19 protein-coding genes and 2 riboswitches are annotated in these 20,739 nt (G+C 66.7%); of the genes, 8 read left to right on the top strand and 11 right to left on the bottom strand.

Annotated features, from left to right (window positions below; translation table 11 throughout):
• The first annotated feature begins 76 nt into the window (after window positions 1-76).
• Window positions 77-1,255 carry a globin domain-containing protein gene (locus ACIGJD_RS06620; RefSeq protein WP_483688831.1) on the top strand — a complete coding sequence of 393 codons (1,179 nt, stop codon included), beginning with the start codon at window positions 77-79 and terminating at the stop codon, window positions 1,253-1,255.
• Between the two features lie 83 nt (window positions 1,256-1,338).
• Here ACIGJD_RS06620 and ACIGJD_RS06615 read toward each other — a convergent pair whose 3' ends face one another.
• On the bottom strand, window positions 1,339-2,877 hold the full coding sequence (locus ACIGJD_RS06615; protein WP_483689444.1) for a YibE/F family protein: 1,539 nt from the start codon (window positions 2,875-2,877) through the stop codon (window positions 1,339-1,341).
• A gap of 167 nt (window positions 2,878-3,044) precedes the next feature.
• On the opposite strand from ACIGJD_RS06615, the gene ACIGJD_RS06610 reads away from it, so the two are divergent.
• Window positions 3,045-3,749, top strand: a complete 705-nt coding sequence (locus ACIGJD_RS06610; protein WP_237430485.1) for an alpha/beta hydrolase — start codon at window positions 3,045-3,047, stop codon at window positions 3,747-3,749.
• A gap of 11 nt (window positions 3,750-3,760) precedes the next feature.
• Window positions 3,761-4,585: a lysophospholipid acyltransferase family protein gene (locus ACIGJD_RS06605; RefSeq protein WP_483688830.1), complete on the top strand. Its 825-nt coding sequence runs from the start codon at window positions 3,761-3,763 to the stop codon at window positions 4,583-4,585.
• A gap of 77 nt (window positions 4,586-4,662) precedes the next feature.
• On the opposite strand, the gene ACIGJD_RS06600 is transcribed toward ACIGJD_RS06605, so the two are convergent.
• The 3 genes from ACIGJD_RS06600 to ACIGJD_RS06590 all read right to left on the bottom strand — a co-directional run bounded on the left by ACIGJD_RS06600 (window position 4,663) and on the right by ACIGJD_RS06590 (window position 8,222).
• The gene (locus tag ACIGJD_RS06600; protein WP_483688829.1) at window positions 4,663-5,715 is read right to left on the bottom strand and encodes a GNAT family N-acetyltransferase; all 1,053 of its coding nucleotides are present in this window, start codon (window positions 5,713-5,715) and stop codon (window positions 4,663-4,665) included.
• Window positions 5,716-5,717: 2 nt separating this feature from the next.
• Window positions 5,718-7,103 (bottom strand): glycine--tRNA ligase, encoded by a 1,386-nt coding sequence (locus ACIGJD_RS06595; protein WP_142134684.1) that lies wholly within the window; start codon window positions 7,101-7,103, stop codon window positions 5,718-5,720.
• Between the two features lie 129 nt (window positions 7,104-7,232).
• Complete coding sequence (locus ACIGJD_RS06590; RefSeq protein WP_483688828.1) at window positions 7,233-8,222, bottom strand: DMT family transporter; 990 nt, start codon at window positions 8,220-8,222, stop codon at window positions 7,233-7,235.
• Window positions 8,223-8,254: 32 nt separating this feature from the next.
• Between ACIGJD_RS06590 and ACIGJD_RS06585 the strand changes: the two genes are divergently transcribed.
• Entirely contained in the window at window positions 8,255-8,488 is a 234-nt protein-coding gene (locus ACIGJD_RS06585; protein ID WP_483688827.1) for an RNA-binding S4 domain-containing protein, read from the top strand.
• A 32-nt stretch (window positions 8,489-8,520) separates the two neighbouring features.
• On the opposite strand, the gene ACIGJD_RS06580 is transcribed toward ACIGJD_RS06585, so the two are convergent.
• A complete protein-coding gene (locus tag ACIGJD_RS06580; RefSeq protein ID WP_483688826.1) occupies window positions 8,521-9,171 on the bottom strand; it encodes an alpha/beta hydrolase in 651 nt (216 codons plus the stop codon).
• A 78-nt stretch (window positions 9,172-9,249) separates the two neighbouring features.
• Between ACIGJD_RS06580 and ACIGJD_RS06575 the strand changes: the two genes are divergently transcribed.
• Together ACIGJD_RS06575 and ACIGJD_RS06570 are read left to right on the top strand one after the other, a co-directional pair.
• Window positions 9,250-10,119, top strand: coding sequence for an SGNH/GDSL hydrolase family protein (locus ACIGJD_RS06575; RefSeq protein ID WP_483688825.1), 870 nt, complete (start codon window positions 9,250-9,252; stop codon window positions 10,117-10,119).
• Window positions 10,120-10,167: 48 nt separating this feature from the next.
• A complete protein-coding gene (locus ACIGJD_RS06570; protein WP_483688824.1) occupies window positions 10,168-10,779 on the top strand; it encodes a hypothetical protein in 612 nt (203 codons plus the stop codon).
• Between the two features lie 105 nt (window positions 10,780-10,884).
• Here ACIGJD_RS06570 and ACIGJD_RS06565 read toward each other — a convergent pair whose 3' ends face one another.
• Window positions 10,885-12,369, bottom strand: coding sequence for a CoA-acylating methylmalonate-semialdehyde dehydrogenase (locus ACIGJD_RS06565; RefSeq protein WP_483688823.1), 1,485 nt, complete (start codon window positions 12,367-12,369; stop codon window positions 10,885-10,887).
• 68 nt (window positions 12,370-12,437) lie between these two features.
• Complete coding sequence (gene mmsB / locus ACIGJD_RS06560) at window positions 12,438-13,355, bottom strand: 3-hydroxyisobutyrate dehydrogenase (protein ID WP_483688822.1); 918 nt, start codon at window positions 13,353-13,355, stop codon at window positions 12,438-12,440.
• A 111-nt stretch (window positions 13,356-13,466) separates the two neighbouring features.
• On the opposite strand from mmsB, the gene ACIGJD_RS06555 reads away from it, so the two are divergent.
• Window positions 13,467-14,399 (top strand): LysR family transcriptional regulator, encoded by a 933-nt coding sequence (locus ACIGJD_RS06555; RefSeq protein ID WP_483689443.1) that lies wholly within the window; start codon window positions 13,467-13,469, stop codon window positions 14,397-14,399.
• A gap of 1 nt (window position 14,400) precedes the next feature.
• Here ACIGJD_RS06555 and ACIGJD_RS06550 read toward each other — a convergent pair whose 3' ends face one another.
• From ACIGJD_RS06550 to ACIGJD_RS06535, 4 genes are all read right to left on the bottom strand, one after another.
• Window positions 14,401-15,537, bottom strand: coding sequence for a zinc-binding dehydrogenase (locus ACIGJD_RS06550; protein WP_483688821.1), 1,137 nt, complete (start codon window positions 15,535-15,537; stop codon window positions 14,401-14,403).
• A 7-nt stretch (window positions 15,538-15,544) separates the two neighbouring features.
• Window positions 15,545-16,927, bottom strand: a complete 1,383-nt coding sequence (locus ACIGJD_RS06545; protein ID WP_483688820.1) for an MFS transporter — start codon at window positions 16,925-16,927, stop codon at window positions 15,545-15,547.
• A 178-nt stretch (window positions 16,928-17,105) separates the two neighbouring features.
• Window positions 17,106-18,221, bottom strand: coding sequence for a homoserine O-acetyltransferase MetX (metX, locus tag ACIGJD_RS06540; protein ID WP_483688819.1), 1,116 nt, complete (start codon window positions 18,219-18,221; stop codon window positions 17,106-17,108).
• A 12-nt stretch (window positions 18,222-18,233) separates the two neighbouring features.
• Window positions 18,234-18,349: riboswitch (SAM riboswitch) on the bottom strand.
• Between the two features lie 122 nt (window positions 18,350-18,471).
• Window positions 18,472-19,788, bottom strand: a complete 1,317-nt coding sequence (locus tag ACIGJD_RS06535) for a bifunctional o-acetylhomoserine/o-acetylserine sulfhydrylase (RefSeq protein ID WP_483688818.1) — start codon at window positions 19,786-19,788, stop codon at window positions 18,472-18,474.
• Between the two features lie 45 nt (window positions 19,789-19,833).
• A riboswitch (SAM riboswitch) is annotated at window positions 19,834-19,949 on the bottom strand.
• A gap of 151 nt (window positions 19,950-20,100) precedes the next feature.
• Between ACIGJD_RS06535 and ACIGJD_RS06530 the strand changes: the two genes are divergently transcribed.
• Window positions 20,101-20,739: a VOC family protein gene (locus ACIGJD_RS06530; RefSeq protein WP_376976907.1), complete on the top strand. Its 639-nt coding sequence runs from the start codon at window positions 20,101-20,103 to the stop codon at window positions 20,737-20,739.

The raw sequence follows: 20,739 nt of genomic DNA, 5'->3' as shown, positions 1-20,739 counted from the left end.
CTGTCGCAGGGTCCTGCCCGGTGCTAGCGTGGCGCGGGCACGGACACCCAGCCAGGACGATTGAAGGAGACAGCCCATGCTTTCCGACACTTCTTATCCCGTGATCCAGGCGACCCTTCCCGTCGTCGGCGAAAATATCCAGGAAATCGCCTCCCGTTTCTACACGCACATGTTCCAGGAACATCCCGAACTGCTCAACGGCCTGTTCAACCGCGGCAACCAGGCCGACGGCCGGCAGCAGCAGGCACTGGCCGGTTCCGTTGCAGCTTTTGCCGGATTCCTCATCAACGACCCCACCCACCTCCCGGACCACCTGCTGTCGCGCATCTCGCACAAGCACGTGTCCCTTGGCTTAAGCCCGGAGCAGTACCAGGTGGTGCATGACAACCTGATGTGGGCGATCGTCGATGTTTTGGGCGATGCGGTAACACCGGAGGTGGCAGCGGCGTGGGACGAGGTGTACTGGCTCATGGCCAACATGCTCATCAACAAGGAACGCGGGCTGTACGATGCCGTCCGGCTGAGCCCCGACACGGTCTGGCGCACGTGGCGGGTGGCAGAAAAAATCCAGGAGACAGCGGACGTGGTCAGTTTCGTGGTGGAGCGCACCGACGAACGCGAGGTGAAGCCCTCGCTGCCGGGACAGTACGTCACCATCCGGATGCAGATGCCGGACGGCGTGCTGCAGCCACGCCAGTACAGCCTCGCGCAGGCCGACGACGGACAGCACCGGCGGTTCGCGGTCAAACGGGTGCGGAGCGAAGGGGCACCCGACGGCGAGATGTCCAACCTCCTGCACGACCACGTCAACGTCGGCGACGAGGTCACCCTCTCAGCTCCCTTTGGCGACGTCGTCCTGAACTACTCCGACCGGCCCGTGGTGCTCGCGAGCGCCGGCATCGGGATCACGCCCATGGCCGGCATGCTGTCCCACCTGGTGAAGTCCGGCTCGCAGCGGAAAGTCATGTTCCTGCACGCGGACGACTCCCCCGGCTCCTTCGCCCTGCGGAACCAGGTGACGGCTGACCTCGCCGCGCTGCCGGAAGCCTCCCTCAACGCGTGGTTCCTGAATCCCGATGGTGCCCCGTCCGCCGCGGATGGAAGTGGCGGGACGGTGCACTCAGGGTTCATGAACGTCAAGGATGTCCAGCTGCCGTCCGACGCCGAGTATTACCTTTGCGGCCCGCTGCCGTTCATGCAGGCCGTCCGGACTGGCCTGGTGGGCGCAGGCGTGCCGCCCAGGGACATCCAGTAAGAAGTCTTCGGGCCCGATCTCTGGCTGGCCGACTACCAGTAGGCGGGAATGTGCTGGGCGGAAGGACTTCCACCGGCACCATGTCAGCCGCGGTCAGCCCGCCGTCCCCGGCGGGTGGCGGGCTCCGCGTCAGCCTGGATGGCAGGCTGGCCGGCAGGTTCGACGGCGGCGCGCCGACGGCGTTCCTCAAGCGCGGCTGCGGCGAGCGCCCCGTTGTCCGCAACATCCTCCGCGTGGTGGCTCCCGCCGTCGTGCGTTCCGTCCTGACGTCCGGTGTCCAATGACTGGGCGCCCGCTGCCTTGACTCCCGTGGCTTTGACCACCAGCACGGCGATCAGGGTGGTAACGGGGATGGCCAGGACCAGCCCGATGGAGCCAACCAGCGTGCGGATGACTTCCTCGGACAGTTCGGCGCTGGTGAGGGTGTCCATCAGGGGCCGGTCGTAGAGCATCACGATGATCAGGATTGGCAGCGCCGCGCCGGCGTAGGCAAAGGCGATGGTGTACACGGTGGAGGCGATGTGGTCCCGGCCAATCCGCATGGCGGAGGTGAACAGCTTCCGGGCGCTGCTGGCCGGTGCCAGTTCGTAGAGCTCCCAGACAGCCGAGGACTGCGTGATGGTGACGTCGTTGAGGACGCCCAGGCCGGAGATGATGAGGCCGCAAAGGATCACCCCGGAGATGGAGATGTTGGACGACGTGTTCACCAAAGTGGCGGCGTCATGGCTGCCTACGCCCGCGAGGTTGGCGGCGTCCGTGGCCCAGGCGGCCAGCAGGGCGGTGATGGCCAGCCCGAAGATGGTGCCCAAAAGCGCGGTGGACGTTCGTGCGGAAAAGCCGTGGGCGAAGTACAGCACCCCGATCATGATCACGGTGGATCCCACCAGGGCCAGCAGCAGGGGCGGCTTGCCCTCCACTAAGCCCGGAAGCAGGAAGTTGGCGAGCACGAAATACGCGCCCACCAGCCCGATCAGGGCACGCAATCCGCGCCACCTGGCGACGGCAATGACCACCACGGCGTAGAGCACGGCCAGCAGGATAATCGGCAGGGTGCGGACGAAGTCCACGAAGATGTAGGCCGGCGATCCCTGCGACCCCGTGGCGCCCTGGACGTTGGAGAGGTTCAGGTAGCGGATTTGGTCCCCGGGCTTCACGCCATGGGAGGAGGCGACGTCCGGGTTGATGACCACTTTCACCGGGCTTCCGCCCTTGTCCGGTTCGGTAACGGCGAAGGTGCACTCTGAGCCCTGGCTTGGCGGCTGCTGTGCGGTGCCTGGCTGGCCGGACCCCTGTTGGTTTGAACCCTGCTGGCCGGAACTCTGTTGACCCGTGCCCTGTTGGCTTGAACCCTGCTGGCCGGGCCCCTGCATGCAGCTCCCGGTCAGCACGCTCTGGATGGTGCCCGTATCGAAGGTGACCCCGGGGGCGGTGGAGTACGGATTGGCGAGCGAGATGCCCTCCTTGCTCCCCGAGGGCCAAAGCGCGGCCATCCCGGCCAGGGTCAGCAGCGCCAGGGGAATCAGCACTGCAGCCAAAATGCGGTTCGCCTTGCTGCGGGCAGCCATCGCCTGGGGCGTCGGCTCCGAATGATCCAAGGAAGCGTGGGAGTGACCGGCGCCCATCAGCAGTACAACCTCATGGTTGAACTCTACGTGCGGCGCCATAGGGTTGGTAAATGGACCATCGGGATGGGGAGGTACCAGGCATGGACAACCATGGCAGGGGTGGGGCCGGTTATCGTGGGGCAGAAGTTTCCCCGGCAGGAAGCGCAAAGGCCGGACAGGTGCCGATGGTCCCGGTCCACCAGCCCGTGCTCAGCGTCCTGGATGCCTCCGGTGACACCAAGGGAGTGGTCCTGGTCCTGCACGGCGGCAAGGCCCACTCCCGGGACCCGGTGGAGGCCCGGCACCTGAGCCCGGCGCGCATGGTGCCCTTCGCCCGGCACCTGCACCGTGCGGGCCGGAAACACGGGCTGGCCGTATGGTCCCTGCGCAACAGTGTCCGCGGCTGGAATGGGCCCGACATGTCCCCCTTGCAGGATGCACGGTGGGCGTTGCGGCAAATCGCAGAACGCCACCCCGATGTGCCGGTGTTCCTGCTGGGCCACTCCATGGGCGGCCTGACTGCGGTATGCGCCGCGGACCATCCGCAGGTGGAGGCCGTGGTGGCGCTGGCCCCTTGGCTGGACCCGCAAACCCCTGCGGACAGGGTTACCGGCCGGAAGGTCCTGATCATCCACGGGACCACGGACCACATGACCAGCCCCACGCAGTCCCTTGCCTTCGCCCGGCGCGCCGCTCCGGACGCAGCCAGCATGCAGTACGTGTCCCTGAGGGGCGTGGGGCACTTCATGCTCCGCAAGGTCCGTATTTGGCACACCCTCGCCGCCGGTTTTGTCATCAAGTCCTTCGCCGAGAGTACAGGGGCGGCGGTCCAGCCGTCCCGGGCCTTCACCGGGCTGCTGCCGGACTCCTCCGTCCAGGTCACCCTCTAGGCCGCCCGGCCATGCCCTGGCGTCCTCCATCCAACGACCGCTTCTACCGGCTGATCGTCCGCACCGGGTTGTTCCTCCGCTGGGCCCTGCAACTGGACATCCGCGCAGAGGGCCTGGAGCACCTCCCGGCGGCACCACCCCCGGCCGGCCCGACCCGGCAGGTGACCCCCGGCGGAGGCGCGGTGTTCGCAGTCACGCACTTCAGCTACCTGGACTTCGCCGTCCTTGAGCTGCTCCTGTGGCACCGCAGCCGTGCCCAGCTGCGGTTCCTGGTCCACCAGGGCGCCGCGGACCATTGGCTGGCCGGCCCCGCCATCAGCGCCTCCGGCCAGGTGGTGGTGGGATACACCGATCGCTCCGATGCCTACGGCACCGCCGTGGCCATGCTGCGCGCCGGCGAGTACCTGGCCGTGTTCCCCGAAGCGGGCGTGAGCCGCAGCTTCACGGTCCGCGAGTGCCGGACCGGGGCTGTACGCATGGCGGCGGAGGCGGGCGTCCCGGTCATCCCGGTGGCTGTCTGGGGCGCACACCGGATCCTGACCCGCGGCCATGGCTTCTCCCTGCGGCGCAGCTGGCGCGCTCCCATCCAGGTCCGGGTTGGCGGGCCGATAATGTATCCGCCGGACGTTGACGCGGACACTGCCACGAAGAGGCTGCGCACCACGCTCCAGGCGGGGATTGACCGCTGCATCGCCGGCTTCCCCCTTCAGCCCGGACCAGGGGCGTGGTGGATGCCCGCACACCTGGGCGGCAGCGCCCCCACCGACGCCGAGCGGCAACTGCTGGACGCGGCTGACGCAGCCGCGGGCCGCCGTCGTGCTCCCCGCACAAAGTAGCCGGCTTAAACGGCAATGCCACGCGCCGTCCCAGGGACGGCGCGTGGCACGGCGCTGATGATGTGGACCGGCAGTCGCTAGTCCGAAACCACCAGGGTTTCGGCGCCCGCCAGCCGGGCTTTGCCGCTCTCCAGGAGGGGCTCGACGGCGGCGCGCAGGGCAGTCATGGAATCGTCCAGTTCCAGCATGACCGGGTGCTGGTAGGCGATCAGGGCAAGGATGTCGCGGACGGCTTCGGCGGCATCGTCAGCGGCAAGGGATGGCTCGTGCCCCACGAACACGTCCGTGGGGGTGTCGGCACCCGTTGCCTCTGCGCCCGAGCTGTCCAGATGGGCCGGCGCGGCATCCGGGTCCGCGGGCGCGGCGTAGCTGACCGCGAATGCGCGGATGCGGCCCTTTTTGCTGGGCGCCACTCCCTGGCCGAACGCGGATTCCGGCTGGGCCCGCAGGACGATGGCTCCGTGGGCTCCGGTGAGCTCGTCCAGGAACAGCCTCTGCACCTGGCCCACGGACAGGACGCCCGGGGAGTCCCAGCCGTGGATGGAGGTGTAGTACCGGCCCACCACGTCCGTCAGCTCCACCGAGCCGGTGGCCAGGTCCATCACAATGTCGGAGCCGGCGTTTTCACCGTCAATGGGGCGGCCGCCGTGGTCCTTGTCCGGGAAGACGGGCAGCTTCAGGGCTCCGGGTTCCACGATGACCAGCCGGGAGCGCTGGATCGGCGCCAGCCCGGATTCTTCAGCGAACGCGGCACCGGCGCTGCCGGGTTCCACCTTGGCACGGAGCTTGGTGACGCCCGACGGCGCCTTCTCGGCTTCGCGCCGCAACATGGTCAGGAGGCTCGCCCCAATGCCCGCCCGGCGGTGGTCCTTCGCCACTTCGATGTACGTCCACAGGCGCTCGGGGTGCAGCGAGGCTTCATAGACGACGCCGGCGGCCACGGGAATGCCCACGCCGTCAACGACGTCTTCCGCCACGATGCAGCGGCGCCAGGGCATGCCGTTCCCGCCGTTGGAGGACACTGCGAGCGCGCCACGGAACTGGCGGGCCTGGGCGGTGTCCGGGTCACCCCAGATTTCCAGGAGCGCCAGGTCGTCGCCGTCGCGCCATTCACGGTATTCGATGGCCATGCTCAGGCGCCGATCAGCCGTGCCGCCAGGTAGCCCTCCACCTTGTCCAGGGAGACGCGTTCCTGGCTCATGGTGTCCCGCTCGCGGATGGTGACGGCCTGGTCCTCAAGGGTGTCGAAGTCCACGGTGATGCAGAACGGGGTGCCGATCTCGTCCTGGCGGCGGTAGCGGCGGCCGATGGCACCGGCATCATCGAAGTCGATGTTCCAGTTCTTCCGCAGCTGGGCACCCAGGGCCTTGGCCTTCGGGGACAGGTCCTCGTTGCGGCTCAGTGGCAGCACTGCGGCCTTGACCGGGGCCAGGCGCGGGTCCAGCTTCAGCACGGTGCGGACGTCCACGCCGCCCTTGGCGTTGGGGGCCTCGTCCTCGGTGTAGGCGTCCACCAGGAACGCCATGAAGGAACGGGTCAGGCCGGCCGCGGGCTCGATCACGTACGGGGTGTAGCGCTCGTTGGTGGCCTGGTTGAAGTAGCTCAGGTCCGTGCCGGAGGCCTTGGCGTGGGTGGAGAGGTCGAAGTCGGTGCGGTTGGCGATGCCTTCCAGCTCGCCCCATTCCGAGCCCTGGAAGCCGAAGCGGTACTCGATGTCCGTGGTGCCCTTGGAGTAGTGGCTCAGCTTCTCCTTGGGGTGCTCGTAGAAGCGCAGGTTTTCCTCGCGGATGCCCAGGCCGGTGTACCAGGCCATGCGCTCGTTCATCCAGTACTTGTGCCACTCTTCGTCCGTGCCGGGCTCCACGAAGAATTCCATTTCCATCTGTTCGAACTCACGGGTACGGAAGATGAAGTTGCCGGGCGTGATCTCGTTGCGGAAAGACTTGCCGATCTGGCCGATGCCGAACGGCGGCTTCTTCCGGGACGTGGTGAGGACGTTGTTGAAGTTCACAAAAATGCCCTGCGCGGTTTCGGGGCGCAGGTAGTGCAGGCCTTCCTCGCTGGCCACCGGGCCCAGGTAGGTCTTGAGCAGGCCGGAGAACTCCTGCGGCTCGGTCCACTGGCCGCGGGTGCCGCAGTTGGCGCAGACGATGTCCTTCAGGCCGTTTTCGGCGGGGCGGCCCTTCTTCTCCTCGTACTCTTCCTCGAGGTGGTCCGCGCGGTAGCGCTTGTGGCAGGAGAGGCACTCCACCAGCGGGTCGGAGAAGACCTCCACGTGTCCGGAGGCTTCCCAGACCTGGCGGGGCAGGATCACGGAGGAGTCCAGGCCCACTACGTCTTCGCGGCCGCGGACCATGGACTGCCACCACTGGCGCTTGATGTTTTCCTTCAGCTCGGCGCCGAGGGGGCCGTAGTCCCAGGCAGACCGCGAGCCTCCGTAGATCTCACCGGCCTGGAACACGAAGCCCCTCCGCTTGGAGAGGGAAATGACCTGGTCGAGGACGGATTTTGCTGCCATGGGATAACTCCAATTTCTACAGGGCCGCTGGGTGCGGTCCGCGGGTTGTTCGGGCCCCGGCTGCTCTGTGCCTGGGCACAGCGGGCAACGCGTCGGGGCGGATGAAGGAAGACGGTGAAAGCTCGTGTCCTAGCGTACCGGCCGCTGCCTGCGCAGCGCGCCCCGCGGCCAGGGCAGGGTTGCCAGGATGATGGCGGCGAGGGTCAGCAGGGTCCCCAGGACGGTGGCCGGAGCCACGATGGTGCCGGGTGCGGGGAGCACCAGGTCCAGGGCCAGTGAGCCGAGCAACTGGCCGGCGATCATGCCCAGCCCGGTGACCAGCACGCCCAGGCTGCGGACCAGGAGGGCGCCCAGGCCGATGAAGACGCAGCCCATGGGGCCGCCCAGGTAGTACCACCACTCCCCCGGCAGCGGGTTGGCGGGCCCGGCCACGGCCAGCTTCACCGCGAACGCTGCCCACAGCACAATGCAGCCGGCCACGAAGTTGACCAGCGTGGCGGCGATGGGTGTCCCATAGTGGAGCGTCGCGGTGCCGTTCATAGCCTGCTGGAAACTCATGAGGAAGCCCGCCGCCACCGGCAGGAGCAGGGGAAGCAGCAGCCCGGCCGCGCCGTCCCCCGAGCCTCCGCTGCTGAACCGGGGCGACACCGCCCAAGCCACGGCGGCGATGGTCAGGATGCAGCCGATAATGCGGATGCCCGTCACGGATTTCTTACCGGCCGGCCCGATTCCCAGTCGGTCCACCAGCAGGCCGCTCACCGTCTGCCCGGTGACGGTGGCTACGGTGAAGAGTGCCACGCCCAGGATGCCCACGGTGAAGGACTGGGCAAAGACGAACAGGGCGCCAATGGCGCCCGCCACCACATAGATCCGGGGAAACGCCCGGTTCCGGACTGCGGGGAGGATGTTTGCCAGGCCGGCCCGGCCGCGCGGCAACACCAGGGAAATGATGATCATGACCAGCAGGCCTGTGCTGAAACTCACGGCCGCGGCGGCGATTCCATCGTTGAGCCGGGCACCCAACGCCCCGTTGATCCGCCCTTGGACGGGGATGGCGAGGCCGGAGCCCACGGCCAGGGGCAGGCCTGCGAGTACCGGCAGGCGGGAAGGGGAGGTCATTGAATCCACCTTAGTTCAGGCATTATTGCTCTATGAGCAACCCCATTGACGACGTCCCCATCCGCGACAGCATGATCCGGCTGGGCCAGCTGCTGAAGCTCGCCAACCTCGTGGAGGACGGCGTGGAGGCGGCGGAGCTCATCAAGAACGGGCTGGTCAAGGTCAACGGCGAGATCGACGACCGCCGCGGCCGGCAGCTGCACAACGGGGACACCGTCACCGTTAACGGCCAGACCATCCGGGTGGTGGCACCCCAGGCCGGCTGACGGCGGCAGCTGTTGCGCCGCCGTCGTACGTCCTATTTGTTCAGCACCTCGTGGGTGAGGAACTCCCCCACGTGCCCGATCTCTTGCTGGTTGATGCCGTGCCACATGCCGGTGTAGAGGACCTTGGTGAGCTTGACGTGCTTGCGGACCCAGCCCATGGTGAACTCGATCTTGTCCTGGGTGATCACCGGGTCCTGCTGGTCGCGGCCCCAGAACATGGGCACGGTGCCGTCCAGCTCGTCGTCCTTGAAGGTCGGGTCACCGGCGGCGTCCACCACGAAGCCCGAAAGTCCGACGACGGCGGCAAAGTCCGTGGGCCGCTGGCGCAGGAGCGTGGTGGCCATGGCCATGCCCATGGAGAAGCCCAGGAGGGTCACCGTAGGGTGGCCGGGCTTGATGGCGTCGATCCACTCGAGCACGTAGGCCGAGGCCTTCTTGACCCGGTCCAGCGAGTATTCGATGGATGCGGTCAACGGGAACCAGGTGAAGCCCGGACCCATGGCGATGGGCGCGCGGAGGGACGCGACGGCGAAGTCCCCGGGCAGCATGTCCGCCAGGCTGAGCAGGTCCTGCTCATTGGCGCCGTAGCCGTGGAGCAGGACCAGCAGCGGCTTGCCGGCACGCTGGTCTTCCGGATGGGACCACAGGACAACGGGGGCAGGAAATACTTCGGCGTCAGTCATGGTTTCCATTCATACCAGTTACTTGGAAGTAACAACCTACGTTCGCGTAGGCAGCGAGGCGGAAGGCAGGATAGGACCGTGACTGACGCAAGTGCCATCCAGACCCCCTCCGCGCACCCCGGTTCCCACCCCTGGACCCGGTACGTGGCGATGGGTGATTCCTTTACCGAAGGCATCGGTGATCCCGAGCCGTCAAGCCCCGGCGGCCACCGCGGCTGGGCCGACAGGGTGGCCGAGGAGCTGGGCCGCACCCAGCCGGACTTCGCCTATGCCAACCTTGCCGTGCGAGGCAGGCTGCTCCAGCAGATCGTGGACCAGCAGCTGGCTCCCGCCTTGGAACTGAAGCCGGACCTGGTCACCCTGTCCGCGGGCGGCAACGACCTGATCCGTCCCGGCGGCGACCCCGACGCGCTGGCCGAGAAGCTCGATTCCGTGGTCCAAATCCTGTCCATGGGCGGAACCACGGTGGTCCTGTTCAACGGGCCGGATACGGGATCGTCGGTACTCAGCCGGATCCGCAGCAAGGTGGCCATCTACAACGAAAACCTGCGGACGGTTGCCGCGCGTCATGACGCGGTGATCGCTGACATGTGGTCCCTGCGGCAGCTGAGCGACCCGCAGATGTGGGACCAGGACCGCCTGCACTTCTCCCCGCTGGGACACCACACCATCGCAGCCATGGTGCTGGACGCGCTCAACGTGGAGCACTCCCTGGAACCGCTGCAGCCCAAGCCGCTGCCGCCGCGCACCTGGCGCGAGGCCAGGAGCGGGGACCTGGTGTGGGCCCGCGAGTACTTCGTGCCGTGGGTGCTGCGCCGGCTGCGCCACCAGTCGTCCGGGGACGGCATTACGGCCAAACGGCCGACGCCGGGTCCCGTCTTCGGCCCGGGCGTTCCGTTGGGTTCCGGCGAGGGTCCGCTGGGATCGGCCGAGCCCAGCCGCCGGTAGGGCTGCCGGGGTTACGCTGGAAGGACAACACACGAGAGGCGCGGCACCGTGAGCAGCTTGTTTTTCTGGATCATCATCCTGTCCTTCGTGGTCCCCATGGCCATGCGGGCGTACCGGCGCTCCATGGCACGCCGGGACCGGGACCAGGGCTTGCCCGGACCGTTTTCCGGGCCGGGCCAGTTCCCGGGGCAGAACCAGTTCCCCGGGCCGGACCAGTACCCGGGTTATGGCCAGTTCCCGGGCTCGGCCGGGCCGCAGAACCGCCAGCCCCGCGACGGTTACACCCAGCAGGACTACTTCTCCGGCGGCTTCCGCCAGCCCGGCCAGCCGCCGCAGCCCTATGGCGGGCAGCAGCTGCCGCCGTACCAGTACGGACAGCCGCCCATGCCAGACCCCCGGTTCGGTGCTGGATCACAGGAATTCGGGCAGGAACCGCCGTTCCAGCAGCCGGGGCACCAGCAGCCTGGCCAGGGGTATCCGCAGCCAGGTCAAGGTCAGCCGGGACGTGCCCAATCCTCCGGGCCTGCCACTCCCCCGCCTCCTTCGGCGCCGCAGGGGTTCCGGGCACGCAAGCTCGCGGAACTGGACCAGCAGTACACCAACGGTGAGCTGTCCATGGAGGAGTACATGAAGCGCCGCGGCGACATCATGAACGGCTAACCAAACTTGCTTAACAAGCAGGCCGGGGACCGGTTTTGAACTGGTCCCCGGCCTGCTTGTTTTTGTTTAATCCATCTGGCTGGCCGCTTGGTTCAACCTAGCCTGCTAGTCCACCTGGGGGAAGCCCAGGTCAATGACGGAGGTTGATGGGTCCGGCCAACGGGTGGTCACCACTTTGCCCCGGGTGTAGAAGCGGATGCTGTCGGGTCCGTACATGTGGGTGTCGCCGAACAGGGAGTTCTTCCAGCCGCCAAACGAGAAGGTGCCCACCGGGACCGGGATGGGCACGTTGACGCCCACCATGCCCGCTTCGACATCGAACTCGAACTGCCGCGCCGCTCCGCCGTCGCGGGTGAAGATGGCGGTGCCGTTGCCGAACTGGTTGTCGTTCACAAGCCGGACTGCGTCGGTGTAGGTGTCCACGCGGACCACGGACAGGACCGGGCCGAAGATTTCGTCGTCGTACACCTTCATGCCTGGCTTGACGTGGTCCACCAGGCTGACGCCGATAAAGAACCCGTTGGAGTCGAACTGCTGCGAGCGCCCGTCCACCACCAGAGTTGCGCCTTCGCCTTCCGCTCCCGCCACGTAGGAAGCTACGCGTTCCCGGTGCTCCGCAGTGATCAGGGGGCCCATCTGCGAGGTGGGATCCGTGCCGTCACCAATCTTGAGATCGGCCATGCGGCTGGAAATCGCCTTCACCAGGTCGTCGGCAATGTTGCCCACTGCCACCAGGACGCTGACAGCCATGCAGCGTTCGCCGGCGGAACCGTAGGCAGCGGAAACCGCGGCGTCGGCAGCCATGTCCAGGTCGGCGTCGGGAAGCACCACCATGTGGTTCTTGGCACCGCCCAGTGCCTGCACGCGCTTGCCGTGCTCAGCTGCCCGCTTGTAGATGGACTGGGCCACGGGGGTGGACCCGACGAAACTCACAGCCTTGACGTCAGGGTGCTCCAAAAGGACGTCGACGGCTTCCTTGTCCCCCTGGACCACATTCAGCACGCCGGCCGGGAGTCCCGCTTCGGCGAAGGCCTCCGCGATGAACACGGCCGCGGACGGATCCTTTTCACTCGGCTTCAGCAGCACCGTGTTGCCGCAGGCCAGGGCGCTGCCGATCATCCACAGTGGCACCATGGCGGGGAAGTTGAACGGGGTAATGCAGGCCACCACGCCCACCGGCTGGCGGATGGAATGGACGTCAATGCCGCTGGAGACCTGCTCCGACCGCTCGCCTTTCAGCATGTGGGACAGGCCGGTGGCGAAATCGATGTTTTCCAGGCCGCGGGCTATCTCGCCTTCCGCGTCGGAGAGGACCTTGCCGTGCTCGCTGGTCAGGATCGCGGCGAGTTCGGACTTCCGCTGGTTCAGGATGTCGCGGACCTTGAAGAAGATGGTGGTGCGCTTGGCCAGGCTCGTGGCGCGCCATGCGGGCAGCGCGGCGCGGGCTGCCGCGATGGCTTCCTCTGTCCGGGCCGCGGAGGCGAGCGCCACCTGCTTCTCCTGCTGGCCGGTGGCGGGGTTGAAGACGGGACCGAAACGATCGGCATCGGTGACGCGGGCGCCGTTGATGTAGTGCGGGATGGTTTCCAAAAGAGTCTCTTTTCCTGCGGTGCTTGCTGCGTGGTTGGTTGGCCAGCGGAGCTGGTTCGACGGTGGGGTTAGTTGGACGCCGTCCGGTCGGCGGCCTCGAGCGAGCCGTCCACGAGCTTGATGATCATGGAGCAGTCCTTACCCGCGTCCCCGGCATCGATAAGCCGCTGGAACAGCTGCTGGACGTGCTTGCCGATCTCCAAGGGTGTGCCGGTGTCTTCGGCGGCGCTGATGGCCAGGCCGATGTCCTTGTTGGCGAGTTCGGTGGTGAAGGTGGGTGCAAAGTCGTTGTTCGAGGCCGCCGTGGGAACCACACCGGGCACGGGGTACCAGGTCCGGAGCGCCCATGAATCCCCCGAGGAAACCGAGGCAATGTTCCAAAAGACCTGCTTGTCCAGGCCCAGGCGGTCAGCCAGCACAGCGCCTTCAGCAGTGGAGGCAAGGTTGATGAAAAGCATCAGGTTGTTGCAGATCTTGGCCGCCTGTCCCGTGGTGGGGCCGCCGGTGGGGATGATGTTGCCGGACATGGGACCGATGTAGCCGGCAGCGTCCTTGACGGCACCTTCTTCCCCGCCCACCATGAATGTCAGGGTTCCGGCCTCCGCGCCGCTCATCCCGCCGGATACCGGCGCGTCCACGAAGCGGAAGCCGGCGGCAGCAGCGGCGTCGTGCAGTTCCTGGGCGGAGGCGATGTCGATGGTGGAGGAGTCAATGAGCAGCGTGCGCTTGTCCGCGTGCGCCAGGACCCCGTCCGCACCCAGATACACTGCCCGGGCGTGCTCGCCCTTGGGGAGCATGGTGAACACCGCGTCCGCTCCCTCCACCGCTTCAGCGATGCTGGCGGCCCGCTTGACGCCACCTGCTGCAGCGGCTTCCAGGGCTGCCGGGTTGAGGTCAAAGCCGCGGACGTCGTGCCCGGCCTTCACCAGGTTCACCGACATGTGGCCGCCCATGTTGCCCAGGCCGATCCAACCGATAACTGCCATGCGTAAGCTCCTTTGCTTCCATTCCGGCGCTTCTGCCGGCATGCCTGTGTCAACCATCACACCGTGCTAGGGTGCAATCAAGGGGAAAAATCACAGACACTCTGTGCATTGATGCACATCAAGGGAAGGTCCGGCGTGGACTCCAGACGGCTGCCGAGCCCTGACGACCTGCTCATCCTTCTGACGGTTGCACGCCTGGGCCGGTTCAATGCGGTGGCCGAGAGCCTCGGGACCACCCACACCACCATTTCGCGCCGGATCCTCGCGCTGGACAAGCAGCTGGGCGGACGCACGCTGGAGCGCAGCCCGCACGGCTGGGAGCTGACCCAGCTGGGTGCTGCCGCCGTGGACGCGGCCGAGGCGATCGAGAGCACGCTCGGCTCGCTGTCGGGCCTGATCAGCCAGGACCAGAGCGCCCTTGCAGGCCTGGTCCGGGTCGCCACCACCGACGCAGTGGGAGCGGTATTCGTCACCCCGGCGCTGGTACGGCTCCAGCAGCAGAACCCCCAACTGAACATCGAAATGCTCAGCGCCACCCGGAAAGTCAGCCAAAACCGGTCCGGGGTGGACCTGGAGATCGTGGTGGGCCGGGCCGACGTCAGCACTGCCCAGACCATCTTCCTTAGCAACTACTACCTGCGCCTCTACGCCAGCCAGGACTATGCGGCGCGGCACGGCCTGCCGGAAGCGCTCGACGACGTGGGGCAGCACGCGTTTGTCTCTTACGTCGAGTCTGCGCTGCAGGTGGCGGAACTGGGCCCCCGCTGGTCATCGCAGCTGCCGATGCCCCGGACAAGTTTCCAGGCCACCAGCGTCTTCGCCCAGGTGGAGGCGGTGCGCCAGGGCGCCGGCATTGGCCTGCTGCCCAACTTCATGGTGGCGGACCGGGAGGACTTCGTTCCCGTCCTTGCCGGCGACTTCGAGCGCCAGCTCCCCATCTGGGCCGTTGCCCGTCCGGAGTCGCTCCGGTCGGCCCGCGTGCAGGCGGTGATCGCGGCCCTGAAGGACGAGCTGAAGGAGCGCGCCGGACTGCTGGCAGGCTGAGTCAGGCCTGGAAGAGCCGGCGCACCACTTCCCCGGCCGCGAGTGCATCCAGGCCCTCGTTAATCTCGCTCAGTGGCCGCGTGTCGGTGTGCAGCAGTTCAACCGGCAGCCTCCCTTCCCGCCAGTACCCCAGGTACTCCGGAATGTCGCGGGCGGGAACGGCGTCACCCATGTAGGAGCCCAGCAGCCGCTTGCCTGCTCCCGCGAACTGGAGGGCCGGGACGGTCAACTCGGCGGACGGGTGCGGAAGGCCCACCGAGACCACAGCCCCGCCCCGGGTGACGCGCTCCAGGCAGGACGCGATCACGCCTGCCGAGCCCACCGCTTCGATGGCAACGTCCACTCCGTCGCCCGAAGCTTCCCCAATCAGCCGGGCGGCGTCGTCCGGCGTACCCACCGCGGTGGCACCGGCGTCACGGGCCAGTTGGTGTTTGCCCTGGTTCGGATCGATGGCAATTACGCTGGCAGCTCCGGCCAGGCGTGCCGCCATCACGGCGGACAGCCCCACCGCGCCCAGGCCGAACACTGCCACGTGCTGCCCCTGGCTGACTCCTGCCGTGTTGAACACCGCGCCCATTCCGGTAAGCACGGCGCAACCAAACATTGCCGCGACCGTGTCCGGGACGTCGTCGTCAATCACCACCACTGATTCCCGCGCAACCACCGCATAATCAGCGAAGGCGGAAACGCCAAGGTGGTGGTTGATCCGCTCCCCCTCCGGCGTCCGCAACAGTGCCGGACCATGGAGCAGGTCACCGGATCCGTTCACCTCAGCTGCCCGGTGGCAAAGCGCGGGCCGGCCGGCCAGGCAGGCCCGGCAATGGCCGCAGCTGGGTACGAACACCAGCACCACGTGGTCGCCAACGGACACGTCCTCCACCCCCTCGCCCACGGAGACTACGCGCCCCACCGCCTCATGGCCCAGGGCCATGGGAAGCGGCCGGACCCGTGAGCCGTCCACTACGGAAAGGTCCGAGTGGCACAGGCTCGAATAGGTGATGGCAACCCCCAGTTCGCCGGCACGGGGCTCCGGCTGATTGAGCTCCTGCACCAGCAGCGGCCGGGCATCTGCGTAACTGCTTTTACCGGAAGTGTTTCCCGCGGCGGGGACCGTTGCGTACAGGACGGCGGCTTTCATGGAATCCCTACTTCTTGCTGGCGGCCAGCAGGTCGGCGGTGCCCTGGGCGTCGGCGGCATCCACGTCGTGGAGCGAAACGCCGCGGGTCTCCTTCAGGAAGAAGACCGCGACGGCGGTGATGGCGCACGCGATGAGCAGGTAGACGGCCACGGGAACCGAGGACTTGTAAGTGCCCAGGAGTGAGGCGGCGATGATCGGCGCCAGGGAGCCGGCCACGATCGAGGTCACCTGGTAGCCCAGGGAGACGCCTGAGTAGCGCATCCGGGTGGGGAACATCTCCGCCATGATGGCAGGTTGTCCGGCGTACATAAAGGCGTGGAACACCAGGCCGATCATGATGGACGCCAGGATGATGAAGTCGTTCTTCGTGTCCATCATCGGGAAGGCAAAGAAGCCCCACGTGGCACCCATGATGGCGCCGGCCATGTAGACGGGCTTGCGTCCAAAACGGTCCGAGAGCTTGCCGATCATGGGCACCACGGCGAAGTGGACGGCATGGGCCAGGAGCAGCAGGAGGAGGATGCGGGTAGTGTCCGCCTGAACCACGGTCTTGAGGTAGGTGATGGAGAACGTCACCACCAGGTAGTACAGGATGTTCTCCGCGAACCGCAGGCCCATGGCGGTGAAGACCCCGCGCGGGTAGCGGCGGAAGACCTCGGCCACGCCGTAGCCCTTGTGGCCGGCATCCACTTCCTTGCGGGCTTCGAGGAAGATGGGCGCGTCGTTGACCTTGGTCCGGATGTAGTAGCCGATCAGGACGATCACCGCGGACAGCCAGAAGGCCACGCGCCAGCCCCATCCGAGGAAAGCTTCCTGGGTCAGGGTGGAGGACAGGACGAACAGCACCGCCGTGGCGAGGAGGTTGCCCAGGGGCACCGCTGACTGCGGCCAGCTGGCCCAGAATCCGCGGGACTTGCTGGGGCTGTGCTCTGCCACGAGGAGGACGGCGCCGCCCCATTCCCCGCCAACAGCGAAGCCCTGCGCAAACCGGAGGATGACCAGCAGCGCCGGAGCCCAGTAGCCGATCTGCGCGAACGTGGGCAGGCAGCCCATCAGGAAGGTGGAGACTCCCACGAGGATGATGCTCAGCTGCAGCAGCTGCTTGCGGCCGAACTTGTCGCCGAAGTGGCCAAAGACGATGCCACCGATGGGGCGGGCCACGAAGCCGACGGCGTAGGTGAGGAAGGCGGCGATGATGCCGTCCAGTTCGGTCCCGGCGTTGGGGAAGAAGGCCTTCCCGAACACCAGGGTGGCGGCGGATGCGTAGAGGAAGAACTCGTACCACTCCACGACGGTGCCGGCCATGGAGGCCGTTACCACCTTTTTCAGGCCTGACGCCTTGACGTCGGTTTCCTCGGTGCGCCTTGCGGCGGAACGTTCCGTACTCATGCGAACTCCTTCGGCGTCGTCGTCGACACCACGGGGACAGTCGATGGCAGCCGCGTGTGATGTACACCACGAAAGCCGGCTTCGATGAGTATGGTCTGCCCGCCCATGCAACCTCAACGCCCATTAGTGCAGAAGGCATCTGCAGGAATGCACATTGTTGGGAGTGTGCTGGGTGATCCTAGACTAGGAAGCTGCTCCTCAGCTGTGCCCCCAGCTGGCCGATTTCGGTGAGGAATCCGTCGTGGCCGATGGGCGCCTGGATGAGGTGGACGTCCACGTCGCCGGGCAGCGCCTGCGCCAGCTCCCGCGACTGGCTTGGGAAGTAGAGCCGGTCGGAGTCGACGGCGGCCACGAAGAAGCGTGCAGTAGCACCGGCCAGGGTTTCGGCCAGGGTTCCCCGGCCGCGGCAGACGTCATGGCTCATTAGCGCTTCGGTCAGGGCGATGTAGCTGTTGGCGTCAAAGCGCTTCACGAGCTTGTTGCCCTGGTGGTCCAGGTAGCTTTCCACTTGGTATCGGCCGCGGGTTGCCAGCACTTCCCCCTGGAGGGGCGACTCGGATTCCTGGGCTGCCCGGCCGAAGCGGCCTTCCAGTTCGGCAGCGGACCGGTAGGTGATGTGGGCGATGCGCCGGGCAAGGGCCAGGCCCTCTTCAGGGCACGGACCGCCGTAGTAGTCGCCGCCGTTGAAGTTTGGATCCTGCCGGATGGCCAGGGTCTGGGCCTGGGCGAAGGCGATCTGTTCTGCAGTGCTCGCCGCACCCACGGAGATCACGGCGCAGCGCTGCACTCTGTCCGGGTAGGTCACTGCCCATTCCAGTGCGCGGGCGCCGCCCATGGAGCCGCCAAGGACGGCGAACCAGCTCTTGATTCCCAGCTGGTCTGCCAGCCGGGCCTCCGCCACGGTGCTGTCCCGCAGCGTGACCAGGGGGAAACGGGAACCCCAAGGCGCTCCGTCGGGGGCGGGTGAGGAGGGGCCTGTGGAGCCGTAGCAGCCGCCAACGATGTTGATGGACACCACGAAGAAACGGTCAGTGTCCACGGGGGCGCCGGGGCCGGCCAACTGCTCCCACCAGCCTTCTTCGTCGGTGTCTCCCCGGGTCACATGGGTGCTGCCGGTGAGCGCGTGCTCGATCAGGATGGCATTGCTGGCGTCCGCGTTGAGGCTGCCCCAGGTTTCATAGGCCAGCGTGACGTCCGGCAGGTATCCCCCGGCCTCGAGCTCCAGTCCCCCAATGGAGGCGTAGCGGACAATTCCGTGTTCGGGGATGGTGGTTGGGGCGACGGTAACCGTCATGGCAAGACCTCTTCTACGCGCTTGCCTGCCGTCGTCTGACCGGCAGGCCAGGTCCTCACCCGGGGCACCCCACCGCGGATGGAGGGTTGCCGGCCAGCAAGCCGGGGCTGTCACTGGCACTCATGACCTGGATCGAGTGTACGAAAAACCACCCGGTCCAAGCCAAGAGTGTGACTGGTTATGACTTCCCAACTTGCTGCCCGCCACGCTTTACCGCCCAAGTAGTGGCCCGGCGTCGTGCTTTACGCTTCTAGGCGCTTTTCGCAGCCCTAAAGCCTGCTTCCAGGTCGGCGAGGATGTCGTCGATGTGTTCCAGGCCCACGGAAAGCCTGACGAGTCCCGGGTGCACCCCGGCCACTGCCTGCTGCTCCGGCGAGAGCTGGCTGTGCGTGGTCGACGCCGGGTGGATGACCAGGGAGCGCACGTCGCCGATGTTGGCCACATGGGAGTGCAGTTCCAGGGCGTCGACGAAGCGTTTGCCCGCCTCCGCTCCGCCGGCCAGGTTGAAGGCGACAACGGCGCCCGTGCCCTTGGGCCCGTACTTGCGGCCACGCTCGTACCAGGGACTGGACGGCAGCCCCGCGTAGGCGACCGATTCGACGTCGTCCCTTGCCTCAAGCCAGCGCGCCACTTCCGTGGCGTTGGCCACGTGGCGTTCCACCCGCAGGCTCAATGTCTCCAGGCCTTGGGAAATCAGGAAGGCATTGAAGGGCGAGACCGCCGAGCCCAGGTCGCGCAGGAGCTGGACGCGCGCCTTGAGGATGTAGGAAAGGTTGGCCCCCAACGCGCAGCCGGCTCCCAGGTCGCGTGCGTAGACCAGTCCGTTGTAGGTGGGATCCGGGGTGTTGAAGCCTGGGAACCGTTCCGGGTCCTTGCTGAAATCGAATTTGCCGGAATCGACGATCACGCCGGCAATGGCTGTGCCGTGGCCGCCCAGATATTTGGTGGCTGAGTGGATCACGATGTCCGCTCCCCACTCCAGCGGGCGGATCAGGTACGGGGTGGAGAGGGTGTTGTCCACGATGAGGGGCACGCCGGCCTGGTGGGCGACCTCTGAGATGCCCTCGATGTCCAGGACGTCCTGGCGCGGGTTGGAGACCACTTCACCAAAGAAGAGCTTCGTGTTGGGCTGGACGGCGTTGCGCCACTGGTCCAGGTTGTCGGGGTCCTCCACGAACGTAACGGAGATGCCGAACTTCTTCAGGGTGTGGGCGAACAGGTTATAGGTACCGCCGTAGAGGCTGGGGCTGGCCACGATGTGGTCGCCGGCCTCCGCGATGTTCAGGACCGCGAACGTTTCGGCGGCCTGGCCGGAACTGAGCAGCAGCGCAGCAAGGCCGCCTTCAAGGCTGGCGATCCGCTGTTCCACGGCGTCCTGCGTGGGGTTGCCGATGCGGGTGTAGATGGGCGCCAGTTCGGACAGTGCGAAGCGGTTTGCTGCGCTCTCGGCCGTAGGGAACACGAAGGACGTGGTCTGGTAGATGGGCAGGGCACGGGCTCCCGCGGCACTGTCCACTTCCTGGCCGGCGTGGATTTGGCGGGTTTCGAAGGACCAACCGTTGGACATCCAAAATCTCCTTTGACATGGGCCCGGCATGCTCACCGGCAGTGCGGGCCGCGCTTGCTTCCGGCTCTTGCCGGACAGCCAGGTCTTCACCCGGGGCACCCCACCGCGGATGGAGGGTTGCCGGCCAGCAGAGCCGGGGCTTGGCGCTGGCACTCATGACCTGCGGCAAGTCTAGGAACAGCGCCGTTGTGATGAACAGGATTGTGACGAACATGGTCTTTTAGGCGGCCTTTCCATGTCCTCTGACGGCGCGCAAATCCAGTAAGGGTACCCTTAGCTGAGAGCCGCATCACAAAGTGCCAAGATGTTGCCATGCGCATGGATCACGTCTCTTACGCCTGTGAACACGACGGCCTCGCGGCCACCACCGAACGTATTGCAACTGCCCTCGGCGTTGAGGCAGTGAAGGGCGGGGTACACCCCCGGTTCGGAACCCGGAATATGATCATCCCGCTCGCCGGTCACAAGTACCTCGAGGTTGTGGAGGTCCTGGACCACCCTGCATCGGACAAGGCACCGTTTGGGCAGGCCGTACGGGCCCGTTCCGCGGCAGGCGGCGGCTGGATGGGCTGGTGCGTCGAAGTGGACGACCTCGCCCCCTTCGAGGAACGCCTCGGCCGGTCCGCCGTCAACGGCAACCGCAAGTTCCCGGACGGGCGGGAGCTGGTCTGGAAGCAGATTGGCATCCTGGGCCTCATCGCCGATCCCCAGGTCCCGTACATGCTCAAGTGGGAGGGTGATCCCTCACTTCACCCGTCCAACGCCTACGAGAGCAGCCTCAAAATGAGCTGCCTGACCATCGCGGGCTCCGCGTCCCGTGTCACGGAGTGGCTGGGTGAGCCGGTGGAGAAGCCGCTTGAGGATGTTGCTGTCGAGTGGGTCGCCCCGCACGGAACGCCCGGCATCCTGTCGGTCACGTTCGAAACCGCCAACGGGGCTGTCACTCTCTGA

It is taken from the genome of Arthrobacter sp. E1SS-5 (assembly GCF_057073715.1).
The sequence above is the reverse complement of the archived record's forward strand: the minus strand, read 5'-3'. Positions and strand labels throughout refer to the sequence as shown.

Coding starts and splice junctions, on each gene's coding strand:
- ACIGJD_RS06585 (WP_483688827.1), top strand. CDS start 8,255: ATGAGCAACCCCATTGACGACGTCCCCATCCGCGACAGCATGATCCGG.
- ACIGJD_RS06600 (WP_483688829.1), bottom strand. CDS start 5,715: ATGGCCATCGAATACCGTGAATGGCGCGACGGCGACGACCTGGCGCTC.
- ACIGJD_RS06555 (WP_483689443.1), top strand. CDS start 13,467: ATGCACATCAAGGGAAGGTCCGGCGTGGACTCCAGACGGCTGCCGAGC.
- metX (WP_483688819.1), bottom strand. CDS start 18,221: ATGACGGTTACCGTCGCCCCAACCACCATCCCCGAACACGGAATTGTC.
- ACIGJD_RS06580 (WP_483688826.1), bottom strand. CDS start 9,171: ATGACTGACGCCGAAGTATTTCCTGCCCCCGTTGTCCTGTGGTCCCAT.
- ACIGJD_RS06590 (WP_483688828.1), bottom strand. CDS start 8,222: ATGACCTCCCCTTCCCGCCTGCCGGTACTCGCAGGCCTGCCCCTGGCC.
- ACIGJD_RS06535 (WP_483688818.1), bottom strand. CDS start 19,788: ATGTCCAACGGTTGGTCCTTCGAAACCCGCCAAATCCACGCCGGCCAG.
- ACIGJD_RS06545 (WP_483688820.1), bottom strand. CDS start 16,927: ATGAGTACGGAACGTTCCGCCGCAAGGCGCACCGAGGAAACCGACGTC.
- mmsB (WP_483688822.1), bottom strand. CDS start 13,355: ATGGCAGTTATCGGTTGGATCGGCCTGGGCAACATGGGCGGCCACATG.
- ACIGJD_RS06550 (WP_483688821.1), bottom strand. CDS start 15,537: ATGAAAGCCGCCGTCCTGTACGCAACGGTCCCCGCCGCGGGAAACACT.
- ACIGJD_RS06530 (WP_376976907.1), top strand. CDS start 20,101: ATGCGCATGGATCACGTCTCTTACGCCTGTGAACACGACGGCCTCGCG.
- ACIGJD_RS06595 (WP_142134684.1), bottom strand. CDS start 7,103: ATGGCAGCAAAATCCGTCCTCGACCAGGTCATTTCCCTCTCCAAGCGG.
- ACIGJD_RS06605 (WP_483688830.1), top strand. CDS start 3,761: ATGCCCTGGCGTCCTCCATCCAACGACCGCTTCTACCGGCTGATCGTC.
- ACIGJD_RS06620 (WP_483688831.1), top strand. CDS start 77: ATGCTTTCCGACACTTCTTATCCCGTGATCCAGGCGACCCTTCCCGTC.
- ACIGJD_RS06615 (WP_483689444.1), bottom strand. CDS start 2,877: ATGGGCGCCGGTCACTCCCACGCTTCCTTGGATCATTCGGAGCCGACG.
- ACIGJD_RS06610 (WP_237430485.1), top strand. CDS start 3,045: ATGGTCCCGGTCCACCAGCCCGTGCTCAGCGTCCTGGATGCCTCCGGT.